The sequence below is a fragment of the Kushneria marisflavi genome, assembly GCF_002157205.1.
Classification (GTDB): domain Bacteria; phylum Pseudomonadota; class Gammaproteobacteria; order Pseudomonadales; family Halomonadaceae; genus Kushneria; species Kushneria marisflavi.
The window spans coordinates 733,282-754,494 of record NZ_CP021358.1 but is presented as its reverse complement, the minus strand read 5'-3'; the positions used below and the strand labels follow the sequence as shown (position 1 = coordinate 754,494).

Below are 21,213 nucleotides of genomic sequence, written 5' to 3'. Positions count from 1 at the left end.
TTTGAAGGCACTCAAGCCGGCGGCTGATGACCCTGCTTCAGAGCATCATGCCGGGCATCATGCGCTGGTAGAGATCAAATAGAATCCATAGCGTCCCGCCGCACAGAATTACCAGAATCAGCACGGTAAAGAGAATCAGCAGCAGATCCTCGCGCTTGTTTTTGGCAAACGTAATGTGCATGAAAAAACGCAGATGCACGACCACCTGGATCAACGCGCAGACGCCGATCGTGATCCAGAGCGTCATGCGCTCGACCCCGGTAAAGGCCACCAGAGCAAAGGGAATCAGCGTCAACACCAGTGCCAGCGCAAACCCCCATACATAGCTGCGCTGCTCGGTCCTGCACTCGCGGGCCTCATGCTCTTTGAGCTGGCGTGTACTCATGACAGCCCTCCCAGATAGACCAGTGAAAAGATGCCGATCCAGACGATGTCCAAGAAATGCCAGAGGATCGCCAGACGCAGAATGCCGGTTTTCACCGGCGCATCCAGACCGTGTACCGCCATCTGACCCAGCAGTGCCAGAAGCCATATACAGGCCCCGGTAACGTGTAGACCATGCAGCGGCACCAGCGAGAAAAACGCCGACAGATAGCCGCTGCGACTGGGCACGCCACCCTTGTCGAACATGGTGTGGAAGTCCTTGAGCTCAAAAAACAGAAAGCCCACCCCCAGCAGCAGGGTAACGACCAGCCAAAACACCAGTCGGGACTTGTCTTCACGGTATTTGAGTGCCAACGAGGCCATGCCGAAGGTGAAGCTGCTGGTCAGCAGAAGCATGGTCTCAATAAAGACGCTTTTCATCTCGAAAAGCTCCTTTGGCCCCGGGCCGCCGGCTGTGCCTCCCAGCATGGTGACGTAGGTGGCAAAAAGCAGACCGAAGATAATCAGGTCGCTCATCATGAACACCCAGAAGCCGAACACCATCTCTTCGCGTGTGTCCTCCTCCTCAGCATGAGCCGCCCCCAGGTTAAGGCCCGGATGGCGCGTGCGGGACTCGATATGACGGTCGGTTCGTTCGAGATTAATAACGTTCCGGGAGCTCATTGTACGGCACCCTCGATCGGGGCCACGGGTAAACCGTGGTTGGCGGTAGACTGCTCCTGTGAGCGCTTGATGGGCGTGGTGCGCCTGACCTGTTCCAGCCAGTGCTCATGAGTACGCTGCACCTGTGAGGCTGGAATGGTGCGTCTGGTGTGGCGTACGAAGCCGCGCGCGATGATGGACACAAGCGTTGCCAGTCCCGCGCCGATGACCAGCCACCACATGTGCCAGACCAGACCAAAGGCCATGGCAAGGCCGGTGATCGCCATGATGACGCCCATGGCGCTATTGGCCGGCATCTCGATGTCGATGTATCGATCCGGTGCCTGCCAGCCCTGACCGCGGTCCTTCTCGGTCATGAAGGCATCGATGCTGTAGATTTCCGGCAGTACCGGGAAGTTGTATTCCGGCGGCGGTGAGGAGACCGACCATTCAAGCGAGCGGCCATCCCAGGGATCGCCGGCAAAGACATTGTTGGCATGGCGGTCGCGAATGCTCACCCACAGCTGGATCACAAGACACAGCAGGGCGCACAGGATCACCAGCGCGCCGATGCCGGCTACAATGGCCCAGGGCAGATACTGGGGTTCGAAAAACGCAACCGAGCGGCGCGGCATGCCCATCAGTCCCAGTACGTAGAGCGGGAAGAAGGCGAGCATGAAGCCGATGATCCAGCAAAAGGCGGCTCGATACCCCCAGCGCTCTTCCAGTCGGAATCCGAAGGCCTTGGGGAACCAGAAATTGGTGGCGCTGAGCATGCCGAACAATAGACCGGGGATCAGCATGTTGTGGAAGTGGGCGACCAGAAACAGCGAATTGTGCACCTGATAGTCCACGCTGGGTGTGGCCAGAATGACACCGGTCATGCCGCCCAGCACGAACAGCATGATAAAGCCGATGGCATAGACCATGGGCACCGAGAGCCGAATGCGCCCGCGATACATGGTCAGCATCCAGTCGTAGACCTTAACGCCTGTGGGAATACCGATCAGCATGGTGGCAATGCCAAAGGCGGCGTTGATGTGCGCGCTCTGTCCCATGGTGAAAAAGTGATGCAGCCAGACGGTAAACGACAGCACCGCAATGCACATGGTGGCCACCACCAGAACCTTGTAACCGTAGATGCGCTTGCCGGAGAAGGTCGCAAATACCTCGGAGAAGATACCGAAGGGCGGCAGGATCAGGATGTAGACCTCGGGGTGACCAAACGCCCAGAACAGATTGACGTAGTTCATCATGTTGCCACCCAGATCGGTGGTGAACATGTGGAAATCAAGATAACGGTCCAGCGCCAGCAGGCCGGTGGCCACGGTCAGCGGCGGCATGCCGAAAATCATCAGAATCGCGGTGCACAGCGCCGTCCAGGTAAACAGCGGCATGCGAAAGAGCTTCATGCCCGGGGCGCGTTTCTTGAAGATGGTGACGGCGAAATTGATGCCGGTCATCGTCGAGGACAGCGTGGAGAGCGTCACTGCCCAGATCCAGTAATCAACGCCGGCGCCGGGGTTATAGGAGAGCTCGGTAAAGGGTGGATAGCCGGTCCAGCCGCCGGTGGAAAACGGTGCCAGTACCAGTGAGATCATCACCAGCGCGGCGCCGGCGGCCGTCAGGCCCAGGCTGACCTGATTAAGCACGGGGAAGGAGAGATCCCGCGCACCGATCTGCAAGGGCATCACGTAGTTGATGATGCCGGTCAGAAACGGCATGGCCATGAAAAAGACCATGATGGTGCCATGGGTCGTGAAAAGCTGGCCAAAGTGCTCGGCGGTCAGAAATCCACCGTCGAGCCCTACCGCCTGCTGGGCGCGCATGAACACGGCTTCGATGATGGCGCGTGCCAGCATTACCAGCGCAATCACGATGAACATGATGCCGATCTTTTTATGATCGGGGCTGGTGAACCATTCCGACCACAGGTATTTCCATTTGCCAAGCCAGGTCACCAGCACGATGGCGGCCAGGGCGCCAATGACCACCATACTGGCGGCACCGGTAGCGATGATGCCATTGATGATGGTCATGGCCGAGTGGTCGTGCAGCATGCTCCAGAAGGGCAGGGCATCCCAGCCGAGACGGCCGAATATCGAACCTGTTACATCACTCATGGCTGCGCCTCCTTGCGTTCATGAGAAGACGATGGCGCATCCACCGAGGACGACGGCGTCTGGTCGGCAGGCGTTTGAATCACGGAGGTACGTGTAACGCCAAGCTGCGGAGGGGACACATCAAGCGCTGACCAGTCGATCGGTGAGCCTGCCATGATGGTATGGAAAAGACCGTCCGGCACCGGGGAGAAGCGAATGACGGCATCGGTATCCTGCATGTTGAGCCCAAGAGCACGCGCGACATCACGATTGTCACCCTTGTGCATGATGATTTCGTAGACGCTCTGATCCAGTGGCTGTCCCTGCTGGCGGGTGCGCTCGACAAAGTCGTCAAAGGCGGTGCCATCAACGGCGCGGGTGATAAAGCGCTGGCGATGAAACCCTTCGCCGTTGTATTGCATGTTCTTGCCTTCAAATCGGCCCGGGTGGTCCGCCTTGAGATGCAGTCGGGTCATCATGCGATTCATCACATCAATCTGACTGCCCAGCGTCGGTATGAAAAACGACTGCAGTACCGTGGCCGAGGTCAGCTCAAGAGAGATGGGTCGATTGGTGGGAATGACCAGCTGTCCCATCGTGGCAATGCCCTGCTCGGGATAGATGAAAAGCCACTTCCAGTCATAGCCCACGACCTGCACTTCAAGCGGTGGCTGGTCTCCCGGGAGTGGACGATAGGGGTCAAGTGCATGGGTCTGGCGCCAGATATAGACGCCCAGGATGGCCACGAGCACTATGGGCACCGCCCATACGATGATGTCCAGCCAGAGCGACATCCCCCATTTCGGGCGATAAACGGCGTTACCCCGGTAGCGATAGCGCCACAGGATCAGAGGCGTCTGGATAATGACCGGAATGATCACGATCATGAGCAACGCGATAACGACCCAGAAATGGTGGCGCTGTGCTTCAGCGATCGGGCCCTGTGGATTCATGAAGCCGGGCATGTTTTCGCTGCAGCCTGACAGCAGGGTGGCGATCACCAGGCTGCCCCAGCCCGAAAGGTGCCTTTTTTGTCCTGTCACACGGGTGTCTCTTTGCAGTGTTTCTGGAATACGCCGGCACACGGGTGGCGCGGGCAGGGTAAACATAGACAACAATGGCTACTTAATCATTACTGAAGTTCACGAAATGTCCATATGGGCATTTCGCCTGGGCCGGACAGGTGCCATGGCGGAATGGATCATGAAAGGGCAGGGGCAATAGAGGCCGGCAACAGGGCGTGGTCTGTTTCTGTCTAGCTGGTATCGTTCAGGCACATTGATGGCCACCCGAACGCAATAACCGTGCAGAAATATCCTGATCTCAACGATTGGAGTCGAGAATGCAGCATCAAGAACTCGAGCATCTGGAGCGATGCATTGCGCTGGCCCGCGAGGCGCTTGAGTCGGGGGATGATCCCTTTGGCAGCGTGCTGGTCAGCGGTGACGGTCAGGTGCTTTGTGAGGCGCGAAACCGTGTGGTCAGCGGTGATGCAACACAGCATCCGGAGCTTGCGCTGGCGCAGTGGGCGGCTGTCCACCTGAGCATCGAGGCGCGTGCGCAGGCGACGGTCTATACCTCCGGAGAACACTGTCCGATGTGTGCAGCTGCCCATGCCTGGGCCAGACTTGGGCGGATTGTGTTTATCAGTTCATCCCGGCAGCTGGGTGAGTGGCTGGTAGAGTTTGGCGCGAAGGCATCGCCTGTAAGCATGCTCTCCATTCCCGAGGTGGCACCTGATGTGGTGGTAGAAGGGCCGGTTACGGTACTGGTAGATGCCGTGCGAGAACTTCATCAGTTACGCCACGCTGGTGCCTGACCGCATTAAAAAGGCCCCTGATCGGCGGGCAGGGGCCTTTGATCCATTAAAAGGCTGGAAGCTAGAAGGTGGTCCAGTCATCCTCGTCGGCAAGCGCCGGCTCCGCCACCTTCCCTGATTTCGCAGCAGGCGTCGGTGCGCTGTTGGCGGGTGCTGACACCTTTTGAGGCGCAGGCATTGTCCGCCTGGTCGGTGCCACTGCAGGGGCTTTGGAACGCTCGGGCACTTCGGCCAGAGTAAACCAGGCCACCTCGCTTTCCAGCGCACTGGCCTGCTGACGCAGAAGCTCCGTGGCGCTGCTGCCTTCCTCAACCAGTGAAGCGTTTTGCTGAGTGACCTGTTCCATCTGGTTGACGGCCACATTGACCTGTTCGATGCCCTCGCTCTGCTCCTGAGAGGCCACTGAAATTTCGTGGATCAGCGAGGTCATGCGCTCCGTGGACTCAATGACCTGAGAGATGGTGTCGCGGGCTTCCCGTACGGCTTCCGCCCCCTGGTTAACGTGGCCATGAGACGTTTCAAGCAGGGTGCGAATATCCTGAGAGGCATTGGCACTGCGGCTGGCCAGGGATCGTACCTCATTAGCGACCACGGCAAATCCGCGTCCCTGCTCACCGGCTCGTGCCGCTTCAACCGAGGCATTGAGCGCCAGAATGTTGGTTTGAAAGGAGATTGAATCGATCAGACCGATGATATCGGTCACCTTTTGCGAGCTGGTGGTGATCTCTTCCATGGTCTCGACCACACGGGTCATGACCTTGCCCCCATCGCGTGCGGTCTGGCTGACCTCGCCGGCAAGTTCGCTGGCCTGTCGGGCATTGTCCGAATTCTGCCGAACGGTCTGGGTCAGCTCTTCCATGCTGGCGGCGGTCTCCTCGATGGAAGCCGACTGCTGCTCGGTACGGGCGGAAAGATCCTGGTTGCCCTGATTGAGCTGGTCGGTGCCGGTGTCGATATCACGACTGGCCTGACGCACGTTGCCCATGACATCCACCAGTCGGGTACGCATGCCTTCAATGGCATAAAGCAGGCTGGATTGATCCTTCCGCTTGAGCGTCAGGGGCTGGCTTAGATCTCCCGAGGCGATGCGTTGTACCACGGTGCGGGCCTCTCGAGGGTCGCCGCCAAGGCTTGTGGTCACGCCACGAATGATCCAGCTCATGATCCCGGTCAACAGCAGACAGATGGCAAGCGATACACCGCCGAGCTTTAACATGCCGGACCAGAAGGCGGCGTTGATGTCAGTGATGTAGACGTTGGTGGCCAGATACCAGCCCCATTCAGGCACACGCTGAACATAGTTCAGACGGGAGACATCCTGTTCGCTGCTCTTGTCGTAGGAGTTGTAGATGAAGGTGCCCCCTTCGGGCGCCTGGCCGACATTGCGAAGTTCACGGTAAAAATAGAGGCCGTTGTCATCCTGAAAGTTGCTCATGTCCTTGCCGGCTTCGCGAGTCGGGTGCCAGACAAGGTGGATGGCATCATCGAAAATATAGATGTAGCTGCCGTCGAAGGTCAGAGCGCCCACATTGCGAATGGCCTGTTGCTGAGCCTGTTCCCGGGTCAGTTCACCGGCGGCAACCTGCGCCCTGTAGCTGTCGATCAGCTCATGGGCGCTGGTAATGAGCCTTGCCAGCCCGGCCGTACGCTCATGGATCAAAACCTCCTTGCGATCAAAGGCCGCCCAGCCCACGACCATCATCATTCCCAGCCACATCAGAACAATGGAGCCCCAGAGTTTCCTGCTCATTGCGATATTTTTCATGCCCCTTCCGTTTTCAGTCTGATTGACGGTTTTCCGATCTCGCGTTCAGCTGTTTATCGGAAGGGGGAGCAAAAAATTGAGCAATATCCTTATATTAGAGGTTTTTTTGGGGCCGGCGGTCAGGGTTATTGCCGCTCCTGCAGCTGTGCTTTCAGCTTGTCCGGCACCTTTTTGATGATCAGCCGGTCCTGAGCCTCGTTGTATTCGATGCTGTCGCCGAGCAGGTGTGAGTCAAAGCTGATCGACATGCCGCCGGCGCGTCCGGTAAAGCGGCGAAACTGCTGCAGGGTGCGCTTGTCCGGCGGAATTTCAGGGGAGAGACCGTAATCCTTGTTGCGGATATAGTCGTAAAAGGCATCCGGCCGCGTCTCATCCACCAGGCTCGAGAACGCTTCGAGCGTAATGGATTCTCCCCGTTTTGACTGGTCGCTGGCGTAGTCGATCACGGCATCGGTCTTCTCGCGACTTTGTGATTCATCCATGGATTCGCTTTCCACAAAATCACCGAAGGCCTTGAGCAGGGTGCGGGTCTCACTGGTCGCGTCCACGCCCTCGACACAGCCCAGCAGGGTCTGAAAGTCCTCACTGAGCTTTTTGCCGCCGCGATCACGGGTGAAGGCAATGTATTGCTTTGACTGGCCTGACTGCCATTGGGTCAGGTCGATGCGTACGGCCAGGGTCATCTGGTTAAGGTTGAGCTGGCGGCCCGTCGTGACATTGCCCTGTTCATCGAGCGTGAAGCCTTCTCGATAGTGTAAAAGCGCCAGGGTCAGAAACTCGGCCTCGCCCTGTCTGGCGTGAACAAACAGCAGCGGCCCGCCGGTGGGGAGGTGTTCATCGATCAGCGCTCGAAAGCCATTGGCGGTTTGCTGCGTAAAATCGACAAAATCGAGATTGCCGGCCAGATACTCGCCCAGCCCATGAGCAAGGGTAGCCCCGGTGTGCTCGTCGCTGAAATGGCCCCAGCCCTTGGTCTTGCCATTGAAGGTGGCGTTGAACTGGTTGAGCAGGGCATCCATGGCCTGCGAGTCTGCCATGGGCGCCGAGGTAGCGTTCAGGGTGGTGCTCTGATCGTCAGCGGATTTGTCGAGGTAATGGACGATGCTTTGAACAATCGGCATGACAGTCATCCGGCAGAAAATGTGGCGCGATGATAACGCGCTGGGCGGTTTAAAGGCAGCGCCACGGCTTGTCCCCGTTGCCGGGAGACGCCATGATCGGCTCATGAGAATGTCTGATATGCGTGATTACCGTCGTGAAGATTTCGACCCCCTGGTGGCCCTGTATCAGCGCGGCAAGGGCGATGAGTTTCGTTTTGAACCCGGCTGGCCGGAGCGCTTCCCGGTTATACCGTTACCCATGGATGAAGTACGCCTGAAAGCGTTCAGTGATGCCCGGGTACTGGTCGTCCCGGGCGAAAAGGGCCTGGCCGGCGTCATCTACTGGCAGCAGAGCCACATTGTGGGGCTGCTGGTGGACCCGCAATCGCGTGGTAGGGGGCTTGGACGAGCATTGATGCAGGCAGTACTTGACCGAATGGCGAAGCCAGCGACCCTGAAGGTGGTGGCATCCAACACCTCGGCCATCAGGCTGTATGAATCTCTGGGATTTCAACGGAAAGGGCAGCGCCAGGCGACGTATCAGAAAGTGCCTGTGACGGTACTCATGATGAGCTATCGTCTGTGCAACGATTTCTAAAGGGTGGGGGCTTGTAAGGTTATGCCTGAAGCCGGGCTTCTTGCCCCGTTCAGGACAGGCAACCCTGATGTTTCTGGCAGCATGACGATCAGCCCGGTGCATCCTCCTGGTGGATCAGAGTGTCCTGAACCTGGTGATGCATCAGCTCGGATTGATGCTGGTCAATGGCCGAAGATGCGGACGTGCCGGCGAAAACCATGCCGTAGACGAGCACGGTTGCGCTGATCATCGCAAGATATTTGTCCATCCGTGTCATGATCGTGTCCCGATTCTGAAACTCTAAAAGTCCTGTTCAGGCTGTAGGGATATCGTGACGGTTTAATGACATGGTCAATCCGGTAAAAAAGGCATTTTTGTACGGGTATTTTGCCGGAGCACCGCCCGGAGTGATCTTTCTGGTCTATACCTCAACAGGAGCACTACATTTTTTATGCCACCGCAGGACTTTCGTTCGGTGTGCTCTTCCATGGAAGGAGGCCAGTTCATGTCACGTTTTTCCCGTCTCAATCGCACCGGTGCCCTGATGCTCGCAGCGCTTCTGGGCGCCACGACGCTGTCAGCCTGTACCACTACCAGCCCGTCCGACCGTCAGAGCCAGATGGCTCAGCGTGCCGAGCTGGATCAGAGCGTTCAGGAAACGCTGGATCGCCTCTATCGCACGGCGCCTCAGGCTCGTAGCCTGGCGCAGGAAGCGAAGGGCGTTCTGGTCTTCCCGGGCGTACTGGGAGCAAGTTTCGTGTTCGGGGCCAGCCACGGCGACGGTCAGCTGCTCATTGATGGCGACAAGGCCGGGTATTACACCACTACCAGCGGCTCGATCGGCTTCCAGGCCGGCGCCCAGTCCCAGGCCATCGTTTATCTCCTGATGAGTGAGAGTGCCCTTAATCGCGTGCGCAGCGATAACGGCTGGTCAATCGGTGCCAATGCTGGCGTCGCCGTGGCCGATGTCGGCGCCAACGGTCAGATCACCAATAACACGGCCAATCAGGACGTGATCGCCTTTGTCATGAACAATCAGGGCATTCAGGGCGGGGTATCGCTGGAAGGTGCGAAGATTTCCAAGGTCAATCCATAAGGCCGGCGCGTACCCGCATAAAAAAACCCACCGAGAGGTGGGTTTTTTTGTCAGCGCCGATTGTCTCAGGCGGTTTCGGGCAGCTCGGCGTTATGGAAAACGTTTTGCACGTCATCCAGATCGTTGAGCATGCCCAGAAACTTCTCAAGCTGAGCGACATCGTCACCCTCGACCGGGGTCATGGTCTGCGGTACGAACTGGATCTCGTCGGTTTCGAATTCCATCTCGCCGAAAGCGTCCAGTAGCGCCTGCTTGGCTTTGGCGTACTCGGTATGCGGGGCAAAGACCGTGAGGTGACCCTCTTCGTTTTCGATGTCGGTGACATCAACGTCGGCTTCCATCAGCGCTTCAAGAACGGCGTCTTCATCTTCACCCTTGAAGGCCAGGATGGCGCTGTGATCGAACATGTGGCTGACGCTGCCCGGGGTGCCGATCTTTGATTTCGTCTTGGTGAATACACCTCGAACGTCACCAAAGGTGCGGTTGGGGTTGTCGGTCAGACACTCCACGATCACCATGCAATTGCCGGGGCCAAAGCCTTCGTAGCGCGCCGGCGAGAAGTCCTCACCCCCCGCGCCGCTGGCCTTGTCGAGCGCCTTTTCGATTACATGCGACGGTACCTGATCCTTCTTGGCCCGCTCGATCAGGCCGCGCAGCGTCAGGTTGCCCGACGGGTCCGTGCCGCCTGACTTGGCGCAGACATAGATTTCACGTCCATACTTGCTGTAGACCTTGGTCTTGGCGTCGGCCGTTTTGGCCATGGATTCCTTGCGGTTCTGGAAAGCCCTGCCCATATCGAATTCCGTTCCTTGATTACCATTATGTGACGATTTTACTGTAACCCCGCAGGGGGCGAATAGCGTTATTTGAAACGATCCGCTTCGGCCTTCGAAAATGGTCGTCTCACGGATATTGCTTACCGGCTCTGTTATGCTGCGCGCCCTGCACTCATTGCCTGGCATGACGGGCAGTCCCTTCTTTACAGCCTACAAGGATTTGTCCTCATGTCGAACGACGCTGCCACCTTTGATTTTGCGTCGCTGAGCCTGCCGCCCGAATTGGCAGATAACCTGTCAACGCTGGGCTATCACGTCATGACCCCCATTCAGGCCGAAAGCCTGCCGCTGATGCTGGCAGGGCGGGATGTGATCGGACGCGGTCGTACCGGCTCGGGCAAGACAGCGGCATTCGGACTGGGCCTGCTGGCACGTCTTGATGTGAAGCGCTTTTGCATACAGACGCTGGTGCTGTGCCCGACGCGTGAACTGGCCGATCAGGTGGGTGAAGAGATTCGGCGTCTGGCGCGCGGCTGCCATAACGTCAAGGTACTGACCCTGTGCGGCGGCGTGCCGATTGGACCGCAGCGGGAATCCCTGTTTCACGGTGCCCATATCATCGTGGGCACGCCGGGTCGGGTGGAGGATCACCTGAAGCGCGGATCACTGAGCCTCGAAGCGCTGAAAGTGCTGGTGCTTGATGAGGCCGATCGCATGCTCGACATGGGATTTCAGGAAGCGCTGGATGCCATCATCGAGGCGACGCCGCGTCGGCGTCAGACGTTATTGTTCAGCGCGACATGGAGCGAGACCCTGGCGCCGGTTGCCGGCAGGGTCATGCAGGACCCCGTCACCATCGAGGTGGACACGGATCATGACGAGCAGAGCATCCATCAGCATTTTTACGCTGTCGAGGATGATGCTGCGCGCCTTGAGGCATTGCGGCGGCTGCTGCTCAAGTATCGGCCGGCCTCCAGCGTGGTGTTTTGCAATACCCGCCGTGAAGTGCAAATGGTCAGTGATGCGCTCAACGACCACGGCTTTGATGCTGCGGCGCTGCATGGCGATATGGAACAGCGCGATCGCGACCGCACCCTGATTCTGCTGGCCAACGGCAGTATCTCGGTACTGGTCGCCACCGACGTGGCCGCGCGCGGGCTCGATATCGAAGCCCTTGATGCCGTCTTTAACTATCAACTCGCCCATGATCTGGAAACTCACGTTCACCGCGTGGGGCGTACCGGGCGTGCCGGCGGGCAGGGTGCGGCCCATAGTCTGGTGGGGCCACGCGAACGTGCGAGGCTCTCGCTTTATGAGGCACAACAGGACAGTCCCATCACACTGGAGGCACTGCCGGAGTCGAGCGTGCTGTCGCGGTCGCCCTTCAAGCCCATGATGGCGACGCTGATGATCGATGCCGGTAAAAAACAAAAGATTCGCCCGGGTGATATCGTGGGGGCATTGACCGGTGAGGCCGGCATCAGCGCCGATCGGGTCGGCAGGATCAAGGTGCTCGAGCGCAGTGCTTTTGTAGCCGTTCACCGTGAGGACGCCGATGCCGCACTGACCCATTTGAACAATGGACGCCTGAAGGGTCGCAGCTTCCGCGCTCGCCGGGTTTCTCGCTGAGGATCGATATCAGTTACGGATCATGTACGTTGTGTGTCGATACGGTCATCATGAAGGTTGTGCCAGACTGGTCATGACAGGAGTGGACAAAGAGGTCGCATGAAAATTCCCAAACGATTACAGCCACTGGTAGATGATGGGCTGATCGATGAGATCGTGTTTCAGCTGCAAAGTGGCAAGGAAGCTCAGGTGTATGTCGTGCGCTGTGGCAATGAGCTGCGCTGCGCCAAGATATTCAAGGAGGCCAGCAAGCGCAGTTTCAAGCAGGCCGTGCAGTATCAGGAAGGGCGTCAGGTGCGCAACAGCCGTCGTGCCCGCGCCATGTCCAAGAAAACGCGCTACGGTCAGCGTGAGCAGGAGTCGGCCTGGCTCAATGCCGAGGTGGATGCCCTGTATCGACTTTCAGGTGCCGGCGTCCGCGTGCCCGAGCCGCATGGCTTCGTCGATGGTGTCCTGCTTATGGAGATGATTGTCGATGAGGAGGGGGGGCCTGCGCCGCGTCTGGATGATGTCAAGCTGAGTGAAGAGCAGGCCATCGAATATCACCATCGCATCGTGGTGGATGTGGCACGCATGCTGAGTGCCGGGCTGGTCCATGGGGATCTGTCGGAATTCAACGTGCTGGTCGGGCGTGAAGGACCGGTGATCATCGATCTGCCGCAGGCGGTGGACGCTGCCGGCAACAATAACGCCTCACGCATGTTGCTGCGCGATGTCGATAACATGCGTCGCAGCTTCGGGCGCTATGCGCCGTCGCTGTTGAACACCGACTACGGACTGGAGATCTGGTCCCTCTATGAGGCTGGCGAGCTGTATCCCGACTATCCCCTGACCGGCACCTTCGATCGTGACAATGCCAGTGTGGATGTCAGCGATCTGCTGGAAGTCATCGAGGATGTGCGTGAAGAGGAGCAGGAGCGCCGGCGTCGCGAGCAGGAGCAGGACGAGGAGGATCGCGACCTCAGTCAGTAACGGTTCTGAGCGGTGTATTTGTTGTTGCGCCTGAGTGCAGCAGGGACGTCATGGCGTCCTCGCTGACCGGGCGGCTGAAATGATAGCCCTGCAGCGTATGTGCGCCGAGCTCGCACATGATGCTGGCAACCTCTGCCGTCTCGATGCCTTCTGCCGTTACGGCCAGTCCGCAGGCCTGGGCAATCTGAATAATGGCCCGCACGATCGTAATGTCTCGCCCCGAGTGTGCCTCGGCAAGCTTGAGCACAAAGCTCTTGTCGATCTTTAGAATATCCAGCGGCATCCACTGCAGATAGCTCAGTGCGCTGTAGCCGGTCCCAAAGTCATCAAGTGCCAGCCGCACCCCCAGCTGACGTAGCCGGGCGAGCCGGTCGAGGACCGGTTTTTCGGCCTGGATATAGAGACTCTCCGTAATTTCCAGAATCAGACAGCTGGCCGGCAGGCCGCTTTCTTCAAGCGCACAGGTCACATGGCTGACGAAGGCTTCTTCTCGTAGCTGAGCCGGTGACACGTTGATCGAGATGCTTTGGAAGCTGTCATGGGTATGTCGCCATCGGGCGGCGGTATGGATAACGTCATGCAACATCTGCCGGCCCACCTCACGAATCAGCCCCTGCTCCTCCATATAGGGGATGAATTCGGCAGGCCCTGGAGTATCCGGCGCCTGCCAGCGCAGCAGCGCCTCCGCGCCCACGATCTGGTGATCGCGTGAGACGATGGGCTGAAAAAAGGGCACAAACTCCCGGCGGGCCACACCCTGACGAACGCGCAGGGCAAGCTGCTTGCGACGCTCGAGCTGGTTGGCGATATCGGCATCAAAGCGGCGCAAACTGGTGCTGCCGTGCTCGCGGGCATGACTCAAAGCCGTATCGGCGGCGTAAAACAGCGCATGTCCATCGCTTGCATCTTCCGGGTAGACCGCAAGCCCTGCACTAAGGGTAGGGTTGATGCAGTAGTGATCCAGCATCAAGGGCTGGGTCAGATCGGTCAGCAGGTCCTGAACCACGATCAGGGCATGATCGGAATCGATCAAGGGCATGAGCAGAACAAATTCATCACTGCCCAGACGAGCGACGCTACGGCTCAATGGCTCATTTTCAAGACGACGTGCGATCTCGAACAGATAACGATCGGCGACCTCATGTCCATACTCTTCGTTGATCTCGCCAAACCCGGCCAGGTCGATATACAACAGTGCCAGCGGTCGCGAGTCGATCGCGATGGTTTCAAGATCCCGGAAAAATGCGGCCCGATTCAAGGCGCCGGTCAGCACATCACGCCATGCCATGTGTTCTATGGCCTGTCGGTCCCGCTCGCTTTTGTAGATGTGGGCCAGTTCACGCACCAGTGCCAGTATCATCTCCTGACCAAAGATGGGATCGTCATCTTCCTGCCAGGCAAAAAGCTCCAGCGCGCCCATGGCCTGTTCACCAATGCCTATGCTGCAGATAAAGCGTCGAGGCATGCTGTCCGGCCAGCGCTTCTCTGTGGTGGTGCGCTCGTCGATCGCGAACTCAAGGGGGTGTGCCTGACCAAGCCATACCCGAGCCGAGGCGGTCAGGCTATCCCCGGGGCGGGTCAATGGGTGTTGACCCTCATACAGCGCGGATACACGTACCGGGGGAGTGATGTTGTCAAAGGGCTCATAGACGACGCGACAATGATGCCAGGCCGTATGTTTCAGGATCGATTTCAAGGCTTCCTGAGAGGCCTGGCGAAGGCGCATGGTGCCATGTGGCTGGGTAGCCACCTGCGAGACGGCCTGAAGTTTTAACTGCTCGCGATAAAGACGTCGCGCACTGGCGTCGGCAGCGAGCTCGGCGGCATGGCGTGCCTGCCGTTCACGGGCGAGCTGCCTTTTCAGGCGTTCGATAGTGTTGGACGAGTTTTCCAGGCGTGGTGTTTTCATCGGCTCGAGATACGAAAAAGGCAGTGCTTTTCACCGCGATGGCGACACTTTCCACGGTCGACCTCGACGGCTTCGTTGAAAGGAGTGCAGCAGCCCTGCATCAATCCGTGAGCAGGCTCCCGGAGGCCTCGCGCCGGGTGATACTCCCTCATCATGCAGGCATTGAACATATTGAAACAATACCTTTCACATTCCCATCTTTCCCTAATAACGGCCGGTTGATTGGCAGTCTCAAGGCTGATCGGCCTTAAAAGGGAAATTATGGTATGCAACAACATTGAACTTATGACATTGCGGCATTGAAGTTTTCATGACATGAGAACTTGTCATCGTTGTTAAGGTCTACTTCAGCATCTTCGACAAGAGACATGTGCCGGCAGTGCATGGACCATGGCTTTTTTCGTTCTCTGAACCCCGGTCAGGTGGTGAAAGGAGTGCGTCTTGAGCGTCAAGGGTGGAAATCAGGAAGCCGCTGTTGCAGGTGAACAGCAAAAGGGTCTGGAGTCAGAGCCTGTCCGTAGACACTGGCATGATCCTTTACGACGGCATCGCCATCGCTGGCAGGCAGGACTGATTCTGCTGCTGTTTGTGCTGGCATTGCTGGCCTGCTGGCATCTGCTGGCCCGGATGAATCCGACGCTTTTACATGACGCTATTGTCGCCGTGCCGGTGCAGGCCGTGTCGCTGGCGCTTCTGACCACGTTGCTTGGCTTTGTGTCGCTGGTGGGCTACGAGTGGTCTGCTGCGCGGTTCGCCGGGGTGACATTGTCACGGCGAATGCTGGTGACCGGTGGGCTGTGTGCGCCGGCGATCGGCAATGCGGTCGGACTTTCCATGCTGTCGGGCGCGGCGGTCAGAAGCCGTCTTTATGGCAATCATGGCATCGGCGGTCGCGAAATCATGCGGATGTCGGCTTTCACCAGCCTGGCCCTTGGGAGTTCCTTGCCATTGTTGGCGGCTCTGGCCGTGCTATTGACGCCCTCACACACGGCGCGTCTGCTCTCGTTGCCGCTACCTGTAGTGATGTTAATTGCCTGCGGTGTGGCTGTTGGTTATCTGGTAATGGTGTTCTGGTGGCGTCGGGCCGAGGTTGAGCCAGGCGCCTGGGTTGTCCATGTGCGCTGGCGCCAATGGCGAATGCGTCTTCCCACCCTGCGTCTGGCGGGGTGGCAGTGTCTGATCACGCTGCTGGATGTCACGCTGGCGGCCGCCACGCTTTATGTATTGCTGCCGCATGCGCCGGCCTTTCCTGCTTTTGTCATCATTTACCTGCTGGCCCTGGCCGGCGGCGTACTAAGCCATGTGCCGGGAGGCGTCGGCGTTTTCGAGGCCATCATGCTGACGGGGCTTTCCCATCATGTGGGGCTGGCACCGCTGACGGCGGCGCTTGTGCTTTACCGGCTGATCTATGTGGTACTGCCGCTGCTGCTGGGATGTCTGGCACTTTTGTTGATCGAGGCACGCCGCTCCCGTCACGCGCGCACGGCATTGAATGTGGCCTCGGGCATGGCGGCACCAACCCTGTCACTGCTGGTCTTTCTGACCGGGGTCGTGCTGCTGTTTTCAGGCGTCACGCCTGCCGTCAGTGCGCGGCTGGAAGTACTGGGCGAGCTGGTGCCGCATCGACTGGTCGATGCCTCCCATCTGGCCGCCAGCCTAATCGGTGTGCTGTGTCTGCTGTTGGCCAACGGGCTGCGTCGTCGACTGTCGGCGGCCTGGGCGCTGACGCTTGGGCTTTTGCTGCTGTCGAGTGTGCTGTCGCTGCTCAAGGGGCTGGACTGGGAGGAGGCCGGCATCGCGCTGGCCGTGGCGGCGCTGCTGCTGGTGTTTCGGCGCGCCTTTTATCGACCCAGCCGGCTGATGCAGATGCCGGTGTCTCCCTTTCATCTTCTGGCCTGTCTTTGTGTCGTGCTGGCCTCGCTCTGGATCATGTTTTTCGTCTACCAGGACGTGCCCTATCGCAATCGGCTCTGGTGGCAGTTTGCCCTCGATGCCCAGGTGCCGCGCGCGCTTCGGGCGGAGCTTGGCAGCGCGCTTTTAATGGCAGGTATTGCGCTGGCCTGGCTGATCCGAACCCAGCCCGGGGCCATTATCCTGCCCGATGAAGCCGCGCGACAACGGGCCGACTCGATCATCAACGAGGGCAGCCATCCCGAAGGCTGGCTGGCCATGACCGGCGACAAGGCATTTTTATTCAACGACACGCAGAGCGCTTTCATCATGTATGCCCGCCATGGGCGCAGCATGGTGGCGCTTTTTGACCCGGTCGGGCCGGCCGGTGAGCGTGCCGAGATGATCTGGCGCTTTCGTGATCTCTGTGATCGTCACCACGCCCGTCCGGTGTTTTATCAGGTACGGGCAGAAAACCTGCACAGCTACATGGATATCGGCCTGAGCGCGGTCAAGCTGGGTGAAGAGGCGCGTGTCGATCTGCGTACCTTCAACCTGGACAGCAAGCAGCACAAGTCGCTGCGCTACACCTGGAATCGCGGGCAGCGCGATGGAATGTCGGTTGAATTTCTTGCTCCGGGGGAGGCGCCACTGGACAAGCTTGAGGCCATCTCCGATGCCTGGCGGCTGGCCAAGAGTGCCCGAGAAAAAAGCTTCTCGCTGGGGCGCTTTACGTCTTCGTATCTGGCGCATTTTCCTGTGGCGCTGGTGCGATACAACGACGAGCCGGTGGCCTTTGCCAATCTGCTGGAAACGGATCGGGGACGAGAGGCCGGGATTGATCTGATGCGGGCCGGGGATCAGGCACCAAAGCTTGCCATGGAGTTTTTGATGATTGCGCTGATTCTGCACTATCAGGCCAGCGGGCTTGAAGTGTTCAGCCTCGGCATGGTGCCCATGGCCGGTATGCAGCCGCGAGCCGGCGCGCCATTGGCTCAGCGGTTGGGGGCAGTGGTTTACCGCTACGGAGAGCATTTCTACAACTTTCAGGGGCTCAAGCGATTCAAGGACAAGTTTGATCCGTGCTGGGAGCCGCGCTACATGGCGGTACCGGCAGGGCTGGACCCGCTGGTGGCGCTCAAGGACACCGCAGCGCTGATTGCAGGCGGCTATACCGGACTGGTGAGGCGTTGATCATGGCAAAGGGAAACATCAGAGTGTGGCGCCGCATCGCGGCGGGCGTACTGGTTCTTGCCGCTCTGGGCGGTCTCTACTGGTGGTGGCAAAGACCGCCTGAGCCGGGCGTGACGACGACACGGGTTGATGCCAATGAGACGCTGACAACGGCCCATCCGGGCGGGCGGCCCGAGGCCCACATCGTGATTGCGGCTACGCCGGATCAGCATTTTGATGACAATGCGCTGCTGGCGCTGTCTGAACAGACCGGTGCCGAGCTGGTGCAGTTTATGCTGGATGATGGTGACGACTGCAACACGCAGCAGGCGCGTTTGATGCAGGCCCGGAAATCACTGGAAGATCGTATTGATCTGGTGGTGGGGCTGGGTCGCGGCGGGGCGCTGGCCTGGCGCTGGCTGGCCGATCAGAACATCGATCAGGCGCATGCCCTGTCTGCCGGCTTCAGAGTGGCAGCGCTGGACTGTCGCACGCCGTTGCCCACCAGCGGCCACCATGGAAAGTGGGACATCGTCTGGAACAATGATCCCGATGATGCGACCGGACGATTTGTGCGTGGTGTAGAGGGGATTGAGGTGCATACCACCATCGGTGATTACGGCGCTGCCAGTACCACCCTGGCCGCGCAACGATTGGCGGCACTGCTCAAGGGCAGCGGTAGTACGCTTCCCACCATACCGTTGCCGGGGCAGGGCGATCAGACACATTCGAAGACGGTCACCCTTTATTACTCGGGAGACGGCGGCTGGCGTGATCTTGATCAGGTTTCCGGTGAGTACATGGCGGCACATGGCTATCCGGTGGTGGGCGTCGATACGCTCAAGGCCTTCTGGCAGCATCGAAGTCCCGAACAGAGCGCAGCTGATCTGGGCGCGCTGATGGCGACATATCGACAGAAGTGGGGGGCAGAGCACTTCGTGCTGGCGGGCTACTCCTTTGGCGCTGACATCCTTCCGGCGCTTTATAACCGACTCTCCGCGCAGGATCAGCAGTCCGTATCGGCCATGATACTGCTGGCCTTTTCAAAAACGGCTGATTTCGAGATTGCCGTGAGCGGATGGCTGGGCAAGAGCAATGGCGAAACGCAGACCGGCCCTGAAGTGGCTCGTGTGCCGGCTGACAAGCTGGTATGCCTCTATGGCAGTGAGGAGGCTCCTGACAGTGGCTGCCTGCAGCCTGAGATGAAAGGCACAAGAATCCAGCTGCCGGGTGGACACCATTTTGATCAGAACTATGCGCACCTGGCGCAGATCATGATGGCTCAGATCGATCAGCGGGAGACGGCCAGGTGATCCAGATGTATTTATTCGTGATGTCAAATATAGTGGGGTTCAACGTCACCAAAGATATGTACCGCGCTGAAAGGGCCCAACATGTTTTTTCATTCGATCAACGAGACGCTTTCCCTTTCGCTGCTTCACCCCGGTATGGCGCCGGAACTTTATCGTCTGGTGGATGACAATCGTACCCATTTAAGCCCATGGCTTGGCTGGGTGGCCCATACGGCATCGCCGGCCGATAGTGGTGAGTTCATTCGCCGGTCGCTGCATGATCACGCCGAGGGCAAGCGGCTGATCTGCGGGCTTCATGTCCATCAGGAATGCGTTCGCTTGATCGGTCTGGTGAGCTTTAACGAGATCATGCCGGCGACCGGTCGAGCCAGTCTGGGGTACTGGCTTGGAGCACGCTGGCAGGGTCGCGGGCTGATGACGCAGGCCTGTCAGGCCATGACGCAATTGGCGTTTAAGCATTACGACCTGCAGAAGGTGCAGATCTCGGCGGCGACCGGCAATACTCGAAGCCGGGCGGTTTGCGAGCGGCTTGGGGCGCGGCTCGAGGGTGTGATTACGCGCGCCGAGAGCGTCAATGGCGTGGTGCATGACCATGCGGTCTACGGTCTGGATCGAGATATCCACCATTGAGGGTGTCGACGCTGCTAAAACAGATCGCCACCATAATGGCCGGGTCTTTTGCGCGCACCCCTCGGGTTTTGGGTAGCGCAATGCAGGGTCGGTTCATTACAGTATTGGCATGACCCCTTCTCAACGCGCACCGATTCAAGAGAGTCTCCATTGAACACACCCGAGCTGATCCATACCCGAATGAAGCGCCTGAGACTGGTGTCGATTCTGGAGGGGACAACCCTTTTACTGCTGCTGGTAGTGGCCGTGCCGCTCAAGCACGTGGCCGGTATTCCGCTGGCGGTCTCCATCATGGGGCCGATCCATGGGGTGGCCTTTTTGCTCTACCTGTCGGTGGTCTTTCGAGTAGTGTCCATGGGCGGCTGGAGCGGCATGGATATTGCCCGCATGATCCTGGCCGCCTTTATTCCCTTCGGAGCCTTCATCAATGCGCCCTTCATGCGCCGCAAGGAAACCGAACTGGTTGGAATGATCAACGACCAGTCGATCGATCAGCCGACTTCGCGAGACTCAAGGCGCTGATCGCCTACCGGCTGATTGCCGAAATAGCGCTTGTACTCCCGGCTGAACTGGGACGCACTCTGATAGCCCACGGCGCTGGCGGCACTGCTGACGTTATGGGTTCTGGCGGCAATCATGGCACGCGCTTTTAAAAGCCTGATGCGCTTTTGGTATTGCAGCGGAGAGAGGTGCGTAAATCGCTTGAAGTGATGATGAAAGGCCGAGGGGCTCATGTTGACCTTTTCGGCCAGCGTCTCGACGGACAGCGGATGCGCGTAGTCACGATGCAGGGCCTCAAGCGCAAGACCGATACGCCCATACTGGGTGTGTTGCTGTAGAAGCTGGCGTAATGACTCTCCCTGCGGCCCCCTGAGCGCTTCAAACAGTACTTCACGAATACGCTGTCGCCCCAGTGCGCGGCACATGACCTCATCATGCAGACACTCCAGCAGATGCACCACGCCTTGCCCCATGGAGGAGGTCAGATCCACGGCCGCCATGGGCTTGGGCGTCGAGATCGTATTTGGCGCTTTCGGTACGACCTGGCTCAGTTCTCCCAGCATGATCATGTCGATGCTGATGGACACACCCAGCATGGGCGCCTGCGGCGTGGCCCGGGTTTCACATTCAAAGGGCACCGGCATGGCCTGAACCAGATAGTGACCGGCGCCATAGTGGATCGTGCGCTCTCCCAGATATCCGGTCTTTTCCCCCTGAGCGATGATGAAAAGCCCCGGCTCGTAGACCAGCGGCGTGCGCGGATGGCTACCATGAAGGGCCATGAGTCGTACGCCTTCCAGGTTCGTCGGGATATAGCCGTCCCGGTCGATCAGGGGCGTCATCAGCTCGCACATGCGCTGCTGAAGAGCGTCGGTGGCAGGTGCATGTGACAGATTGGGCAGGGTATCGGTCATGACGGGACATCCGTAATTCGG

The 21,213-nt window shown here is 58.8% G+C and carries 19 protein-coding genes; 9 read left to right on the top strand and 10 right to left on the bottom strand.

The genetic code is table 11. The annotated features are described in order from the left end of the window. Positions 1 to 37 precede the first annotated feature (37 nt). Genes cyoD through B9H00_RS03505 form a run of 4 tightly spaced genes read right to left on the bottom strand, consistent with a single transcriptional unit; the run spans position 38 to position 4,171 of the window. Positions 38 to 385, bottom strand: a complete 348-nt coding sequence (gene cyoD, locus B9H00_RS03520; RefSeq protein WP_086899499.1) for a cytochrome o ubiquinol oxidase subunit IV — start codon at positions 383 to 385, stop codon at positions 38 to 40. Beyond that, positions 382 to 1,047 carry a cytochrome c oxidase subunit 3 gene (locus B9H00_RS03515; protein ID WP_086899498.1) on the bottom strand — a complete coding sequence of 222 codons (666 nt, stop codon included), beginning with the start codon at positions 1,045 to 1,047 and terminating at the stop codon, positions 382 to 384. The genes cyoD and B9H00_RS03515 overlap by 4 nt, the downstream gene beginning before the upstream one ends. Further along, positions 1,044 to 3,149: a cbb3-type cytochrome c oxidase subunit I gene (locus B9H00_RS03510; protein ID WP_086899497.1), complete on the bottom strand. Its 2,106-nt coding sequence runs from the start codon at positions 3,147 to 3,149 to the stop codon at positions 1,044 to 1,046. Before B9H00_RS03510 ends, B9H00_RS03515 begins: the two co-directional genes overlap by 4 nt. Continuing rightward, a complete protein-coding gene (locus tag B9H00_RS03505; RefSeq protein WP_157663172.1) occupies positions 3,146 to 4,171 on the bottom strand; it encodes a cytochrome ubiquinol oxidase subunit II in 1,026 nt (341 codons plus the stop codon). Before B9H00_RS03505 ends, B9H00_RS03510 begins: the two co-directional genes overlap by 4 nt. Positions 4,172 to 4,470: 299 nt before the next feature. On the opposite strand from B9H00_RS03505, the gene B9H00_RS03500 reads away from it, so the two are divergent. After that, positions 4,471 to 4,947, top strand: a complete 477-nt coding sequence (locus B9H00_RS03500; protein WP_086899495.1) for a nucleoside deaminase — start codon at positions 4,471 to 4,473, stop codon at positions 4,945 to 4,947. 61 nt (positions 4,948 to 5,008) lie between these two features. Here the strand turns inward: B9H00_RS03500 and B9H00_RS03495 are convergent, their stop codons facing one another. Both B9H00_RS03495 and yejK read right to left on the bottom strand, forming a co-directional pair. Continuing rightward, complete coding sequence (locus B9H00_RS03495) at positions 5,009 to 6,712, bottom strand: methyl-accepting chemotaxis protein (protein WP_236944347.1); 1,704 nt, start codon at positions 6,710 to 6,712, stop codon at positions 5,009 to 5,011. A 125-nt stretch (positions 6,713 to 6,837) separates the two neighbouring features. Further along, positions 6,838 to 7,833, bottom strand: coding sequence for a nucleoid-associated protein YejK (yejK, locus tag B9H00_RS03490; RefSeq protein WP_086899493.1), 996 nt, complete (start codon positions 7,831 to 7,833; stop codon positions 6,838 to 6,840). Between the two features lie 103 nt (positions 7,834 to 7,936). On the opposite strand from yejK, the gene B9H00_RS03485 reads away from it, so the two are divergent. Beyond that, positions 7,937 to 8,410, top strand: coding sequence for a GNAT family N-acetyltransferase (locus B9H00_RS03485; protein WP_157663171.1), 474 nt, complete (start codon positions 7,937 to 7,939; stop codon positions 8,408 to 8,410). Positions 8,411 to 8,498: 88 nt separating this feature from the next. Here the strand turns inward: B9H00_RS03485 and B9H00_RS16725 are convergent, their stop codons facing one another. After that, the gene (locus tag B9H00_RS16725) at positions 8,499 to 8,666 is read right to left on the bottom strand and encodes a hypothetical protein (RefSeq protein ID WP_157663170.1); all 168 of its coding nucleotides are present in this window, start codon (positions 8,664 to 8,666) and stop codon (positions 8,499 to 8,501) included. Positions 8,667 to 8,894: 228 nt separating this feature from the next. Here B9H00_RS16725 and B9H00_RS03480 point away from each other — a divergent pair, with 228 nt between their 5' ends. Next, the gene (locus B9H00_RS03480; RefSeq protein WP_086901680.1) at positions 8,895 to 9,485 is read left to right on the top strand and encodes a BPSL1445 family SYLF domain-containing lipoprotein; all 591 of its coding nucleotides are present in this window, start codon (positions 8,895 to 8,897) and stop codon (positions 9,483 to 9,485) included. 65 nt (positions 9,486 to 9,550) lie between these two features. Here B9H00_RS03480 and B9H00_RS03475 read toward each other — a convergent pair whose 3' ends face one another. After that, the gene (locus tag B9H00_RS03475) at positions 9,551 to 10,279 is read right to left on the bottom strand and encodes a YebC/PmpR family DNA-binding transcriptional regulator (protein ID WP_086899491.1); all 729 of its coding nucleotides are present in this window, start codon (positions 10,277 to 10,279) and stop codon (positions 9,551 to 9,553) included. 210 nt (positions 10,280 to 10,489) lie between these two features. On the opposite strand from B9H00_RS03475, the gene dbpA reads away from it, so the two are divergent. Both dbpA and B9H00_RS03465 read left to right on the top strand, forming a co-directional pair. Continuing rightward, the gene (gene dbpA / locus B9H00_RS03470; protein ID WP_086899490.1) at positions 10,490 to 11,890 is read left to right on the top strand and encodes an ATP-dependent RNA helicase DbpA; all 1,401 of its coding nucleotides are present in this window, start codon (positions 10,490 to 10,492) and stop codon (positions 11,888 to 11,890) included. Positions 11,891 to 11,989: 99 nt separating this feature from the next. After that, positions 11,990 to 12,862 (top strand): PA4780 family RIO1-like protein kinase, encoded by an 873-nt coding sequence (locus B9H00_RS03465; protein ID WP_086899489.1) that lies wholly within the window; start codon positions 11,990 to 11,992, stop codon positions 12,860 to 12,862. Here B9H00_RS03465 and B9H00_RS03460 read toward each other — a convergent pair. Continuing rightward, positions 12,852 to 14,771 (bottom strand): putative bifunctional diguanylate cyclase/phosphodiesterase, encoded by a 1,920-nt coding sequence (locus B9H00_RS03460; protein ID WP_086899488.1) that lies wholly within the window; start codon positions 14,769 to 14,771, stop codon positions 12,852 to 12,854. The two genes, B9H00_RS03465 and B9H00_RS03460, sit on opposite strands and share 11 nt — an antisense overlap. 441 nt (positions 14,772 to 15,212) lie before the next feature. Here B9H00_RS03460 and mprF point away from each other — a divergent pair, with 441 nt between their 5' ends. The 4 genes from mprF (at position 15,213) to B9H00_RS03440 (ending at position 20,299) form a co-directional block, all read left to right on the top strand. Then, positions 15,213 to 17,855 carry a bifunctional lysylphosphatidylglycerol flippase/synthetase MprF gene (mprF, locus tag B9H00_RS03455; RefSeq protein ID WP_211329558.1) on the top strand — a complete coding sequence of 881 codons (2,643 nt, stop codon included), beginning with the start codon at positions 15,213 to 15,215 and terminating at the stop codon, positions 17,853 to 17,855. Between the two features lie 2 nt (positions 17,856 to 17,857). Further along, on the top strand, positions 17,858 to 19,147 hold the full coding sequence (locus B9H00_RS03450; RefSeq protein ID WP_086899487.1) for a virulence factor family protein: 1,290 nt from the start codon (positions 17,858 to 17,860) through the stop codon (positions 19,145 to 19,147). Positions 19,148 to 19,228: 81 nt separating this feature from the next. Further along, a complete protein-coding gene (locus tag B9H00_RS03445) occupies positions 19,229 to 19,777 on the top strand; it encodes a GNAT family N-acetyltransferase (protein ID WP_086899486.1) in 549 nt (182 codons plus the stop codon). 150 nt (positions 19,778 to 19,927) lie between these two features. Further along, on the top strand, positions 19,928 to 20,299 hold the full coding sequence (locus B9H00_RS03440) for a DUF3817 domain-containing protein (protein WP_236944346.1): 372 nt from the start codon (positions 19,928 to 19,930) through the stop codon (positions 20,297 to 20,299). Here the strand turns inward: B9H00_RS03440 and B9H00_RS03435 are convergent. After that, positions 20,269 to 21,192 (bottom strand): AraC family transcriptional regulator, encoded by a 924-nt coding sequence (locus B9H00_RS03435; protein WP_086899485.1) that lies wholly within the window; start codon positions 21,190 to 21,192, stop codon positions 20,269 to 20,271. The two genes, B9H00_RS03440 and B9H00_RS03435, sit on opposite strands and share 31 nt — an antisense overlap. Positions 21,193 to 21,213 lie beyond the last annotated feature (21 nt).

Coding starts and splice junctions, on each gene's coding strand:
- dbpA (WP_086899490.1), top strand. CDS start 10,490: ATGTCGAACGACGCTGCCACCTTTGATTTTGCGTCGCTGAGCCTGCCG.
- B9H00_RS03475 (WP_086899491.1), bottom strand. CDS start 10,279: ATGGGCAGGGCTTTCCAGAACCGCAAGGAATCCATGGCCAAAACGGCC.
- B9H00_RS03460 (WP_086899488.1), bottom strand. CDS start 14,771: ATGAAAACACCACGCCTGGAAAACTCGTCCAACACTATCGAACGCCTG.
- B9H00_RS03510 (WP_086899497.1), bottom strand. CDS start 3,149: ATGAGTGATGTAACAGGTTCGATATTCGGCCGTCTCGGCTGGGATGCC.
- B9H00_RS03465 (WP_086899489.1), top strand. CDS start 11,990: ATGAAAATTCCCAAACGATTACAGCCACTGGTAGATGATGGGCTGATC.
- B9H00_RS03480 (WP_086901680.1), top strand. CDS start 8,895: ATGTCACGTTTTTCCCGTCTCAATCGCACCGGTGCCCTGATGCTCGCA.
- B9H00_RS03450 (WP_086899487.1), top strand. CDS start 17,858: ATGGCAAAGGGAAACATCAGAGTGTGGCGCCGCATCGCGGCGGGCGTA.
- B9H00_RS03485 (WP_157663171.1), top strand. CDS start 7,937: ATGAGAATGTCTGATATGCGTGATTACCGTCGTGAAGATTTCGACCCC.
- B9H00_RS16725 (WP_157663170.1), bottom strand. CDS start 8,666: ATGACACGGATGGACAAATATCTTGCGATGATCAGCGCAACCGTGCTC.
- B9H00_RS03515 (WP_086899498.1), bottom strand. CDS start 1,047: ATGAGCTCCCGGAACGTTATTAATCTCGAACGAACCGACCGTCATATC.
- cyoD (WP_086899499.1), bottom strand. CDS start 385: ATGAGTACACGCCAGCTCAAAGAGCATGAGGCCCGCGAGTGCAGGACC.
- B9H00_RS03435 (WP_086899485.1), bottom strand. CDS start 21,192: ATGACCGATACCCTGCCCAATCTGTCACATGCACCTGCCACCGACGCT.
- yejK (WP_086899493.1), bottom strand. CDS start 7,833: ATGCCGATTGTTCAAAGCATCGTCCATTACCTCGACAAATCCGCTGAC.
- B9H00_RS03445 (WP_086899486.1), top strand. CDS start 19,229: ATGTTTTTTCATTCGATCAACGAGACGCTTTCCCTTTCGCTGCTTCAC.
- B9H00_RS03495 (WP_236944347.1), bottom strand. CDS start 6,712: ATGAAAAATATCGCAATGAGCAGGAAACTCTGGGGCTCCATTGTTCTG.
- B9H00_RS03500 (WP_086899495.1), top strand. CDS start 4,471: ATGCAGCATCAAGAACTCGAGCATCTGGAGCGATGCATTGCGCTGGCC.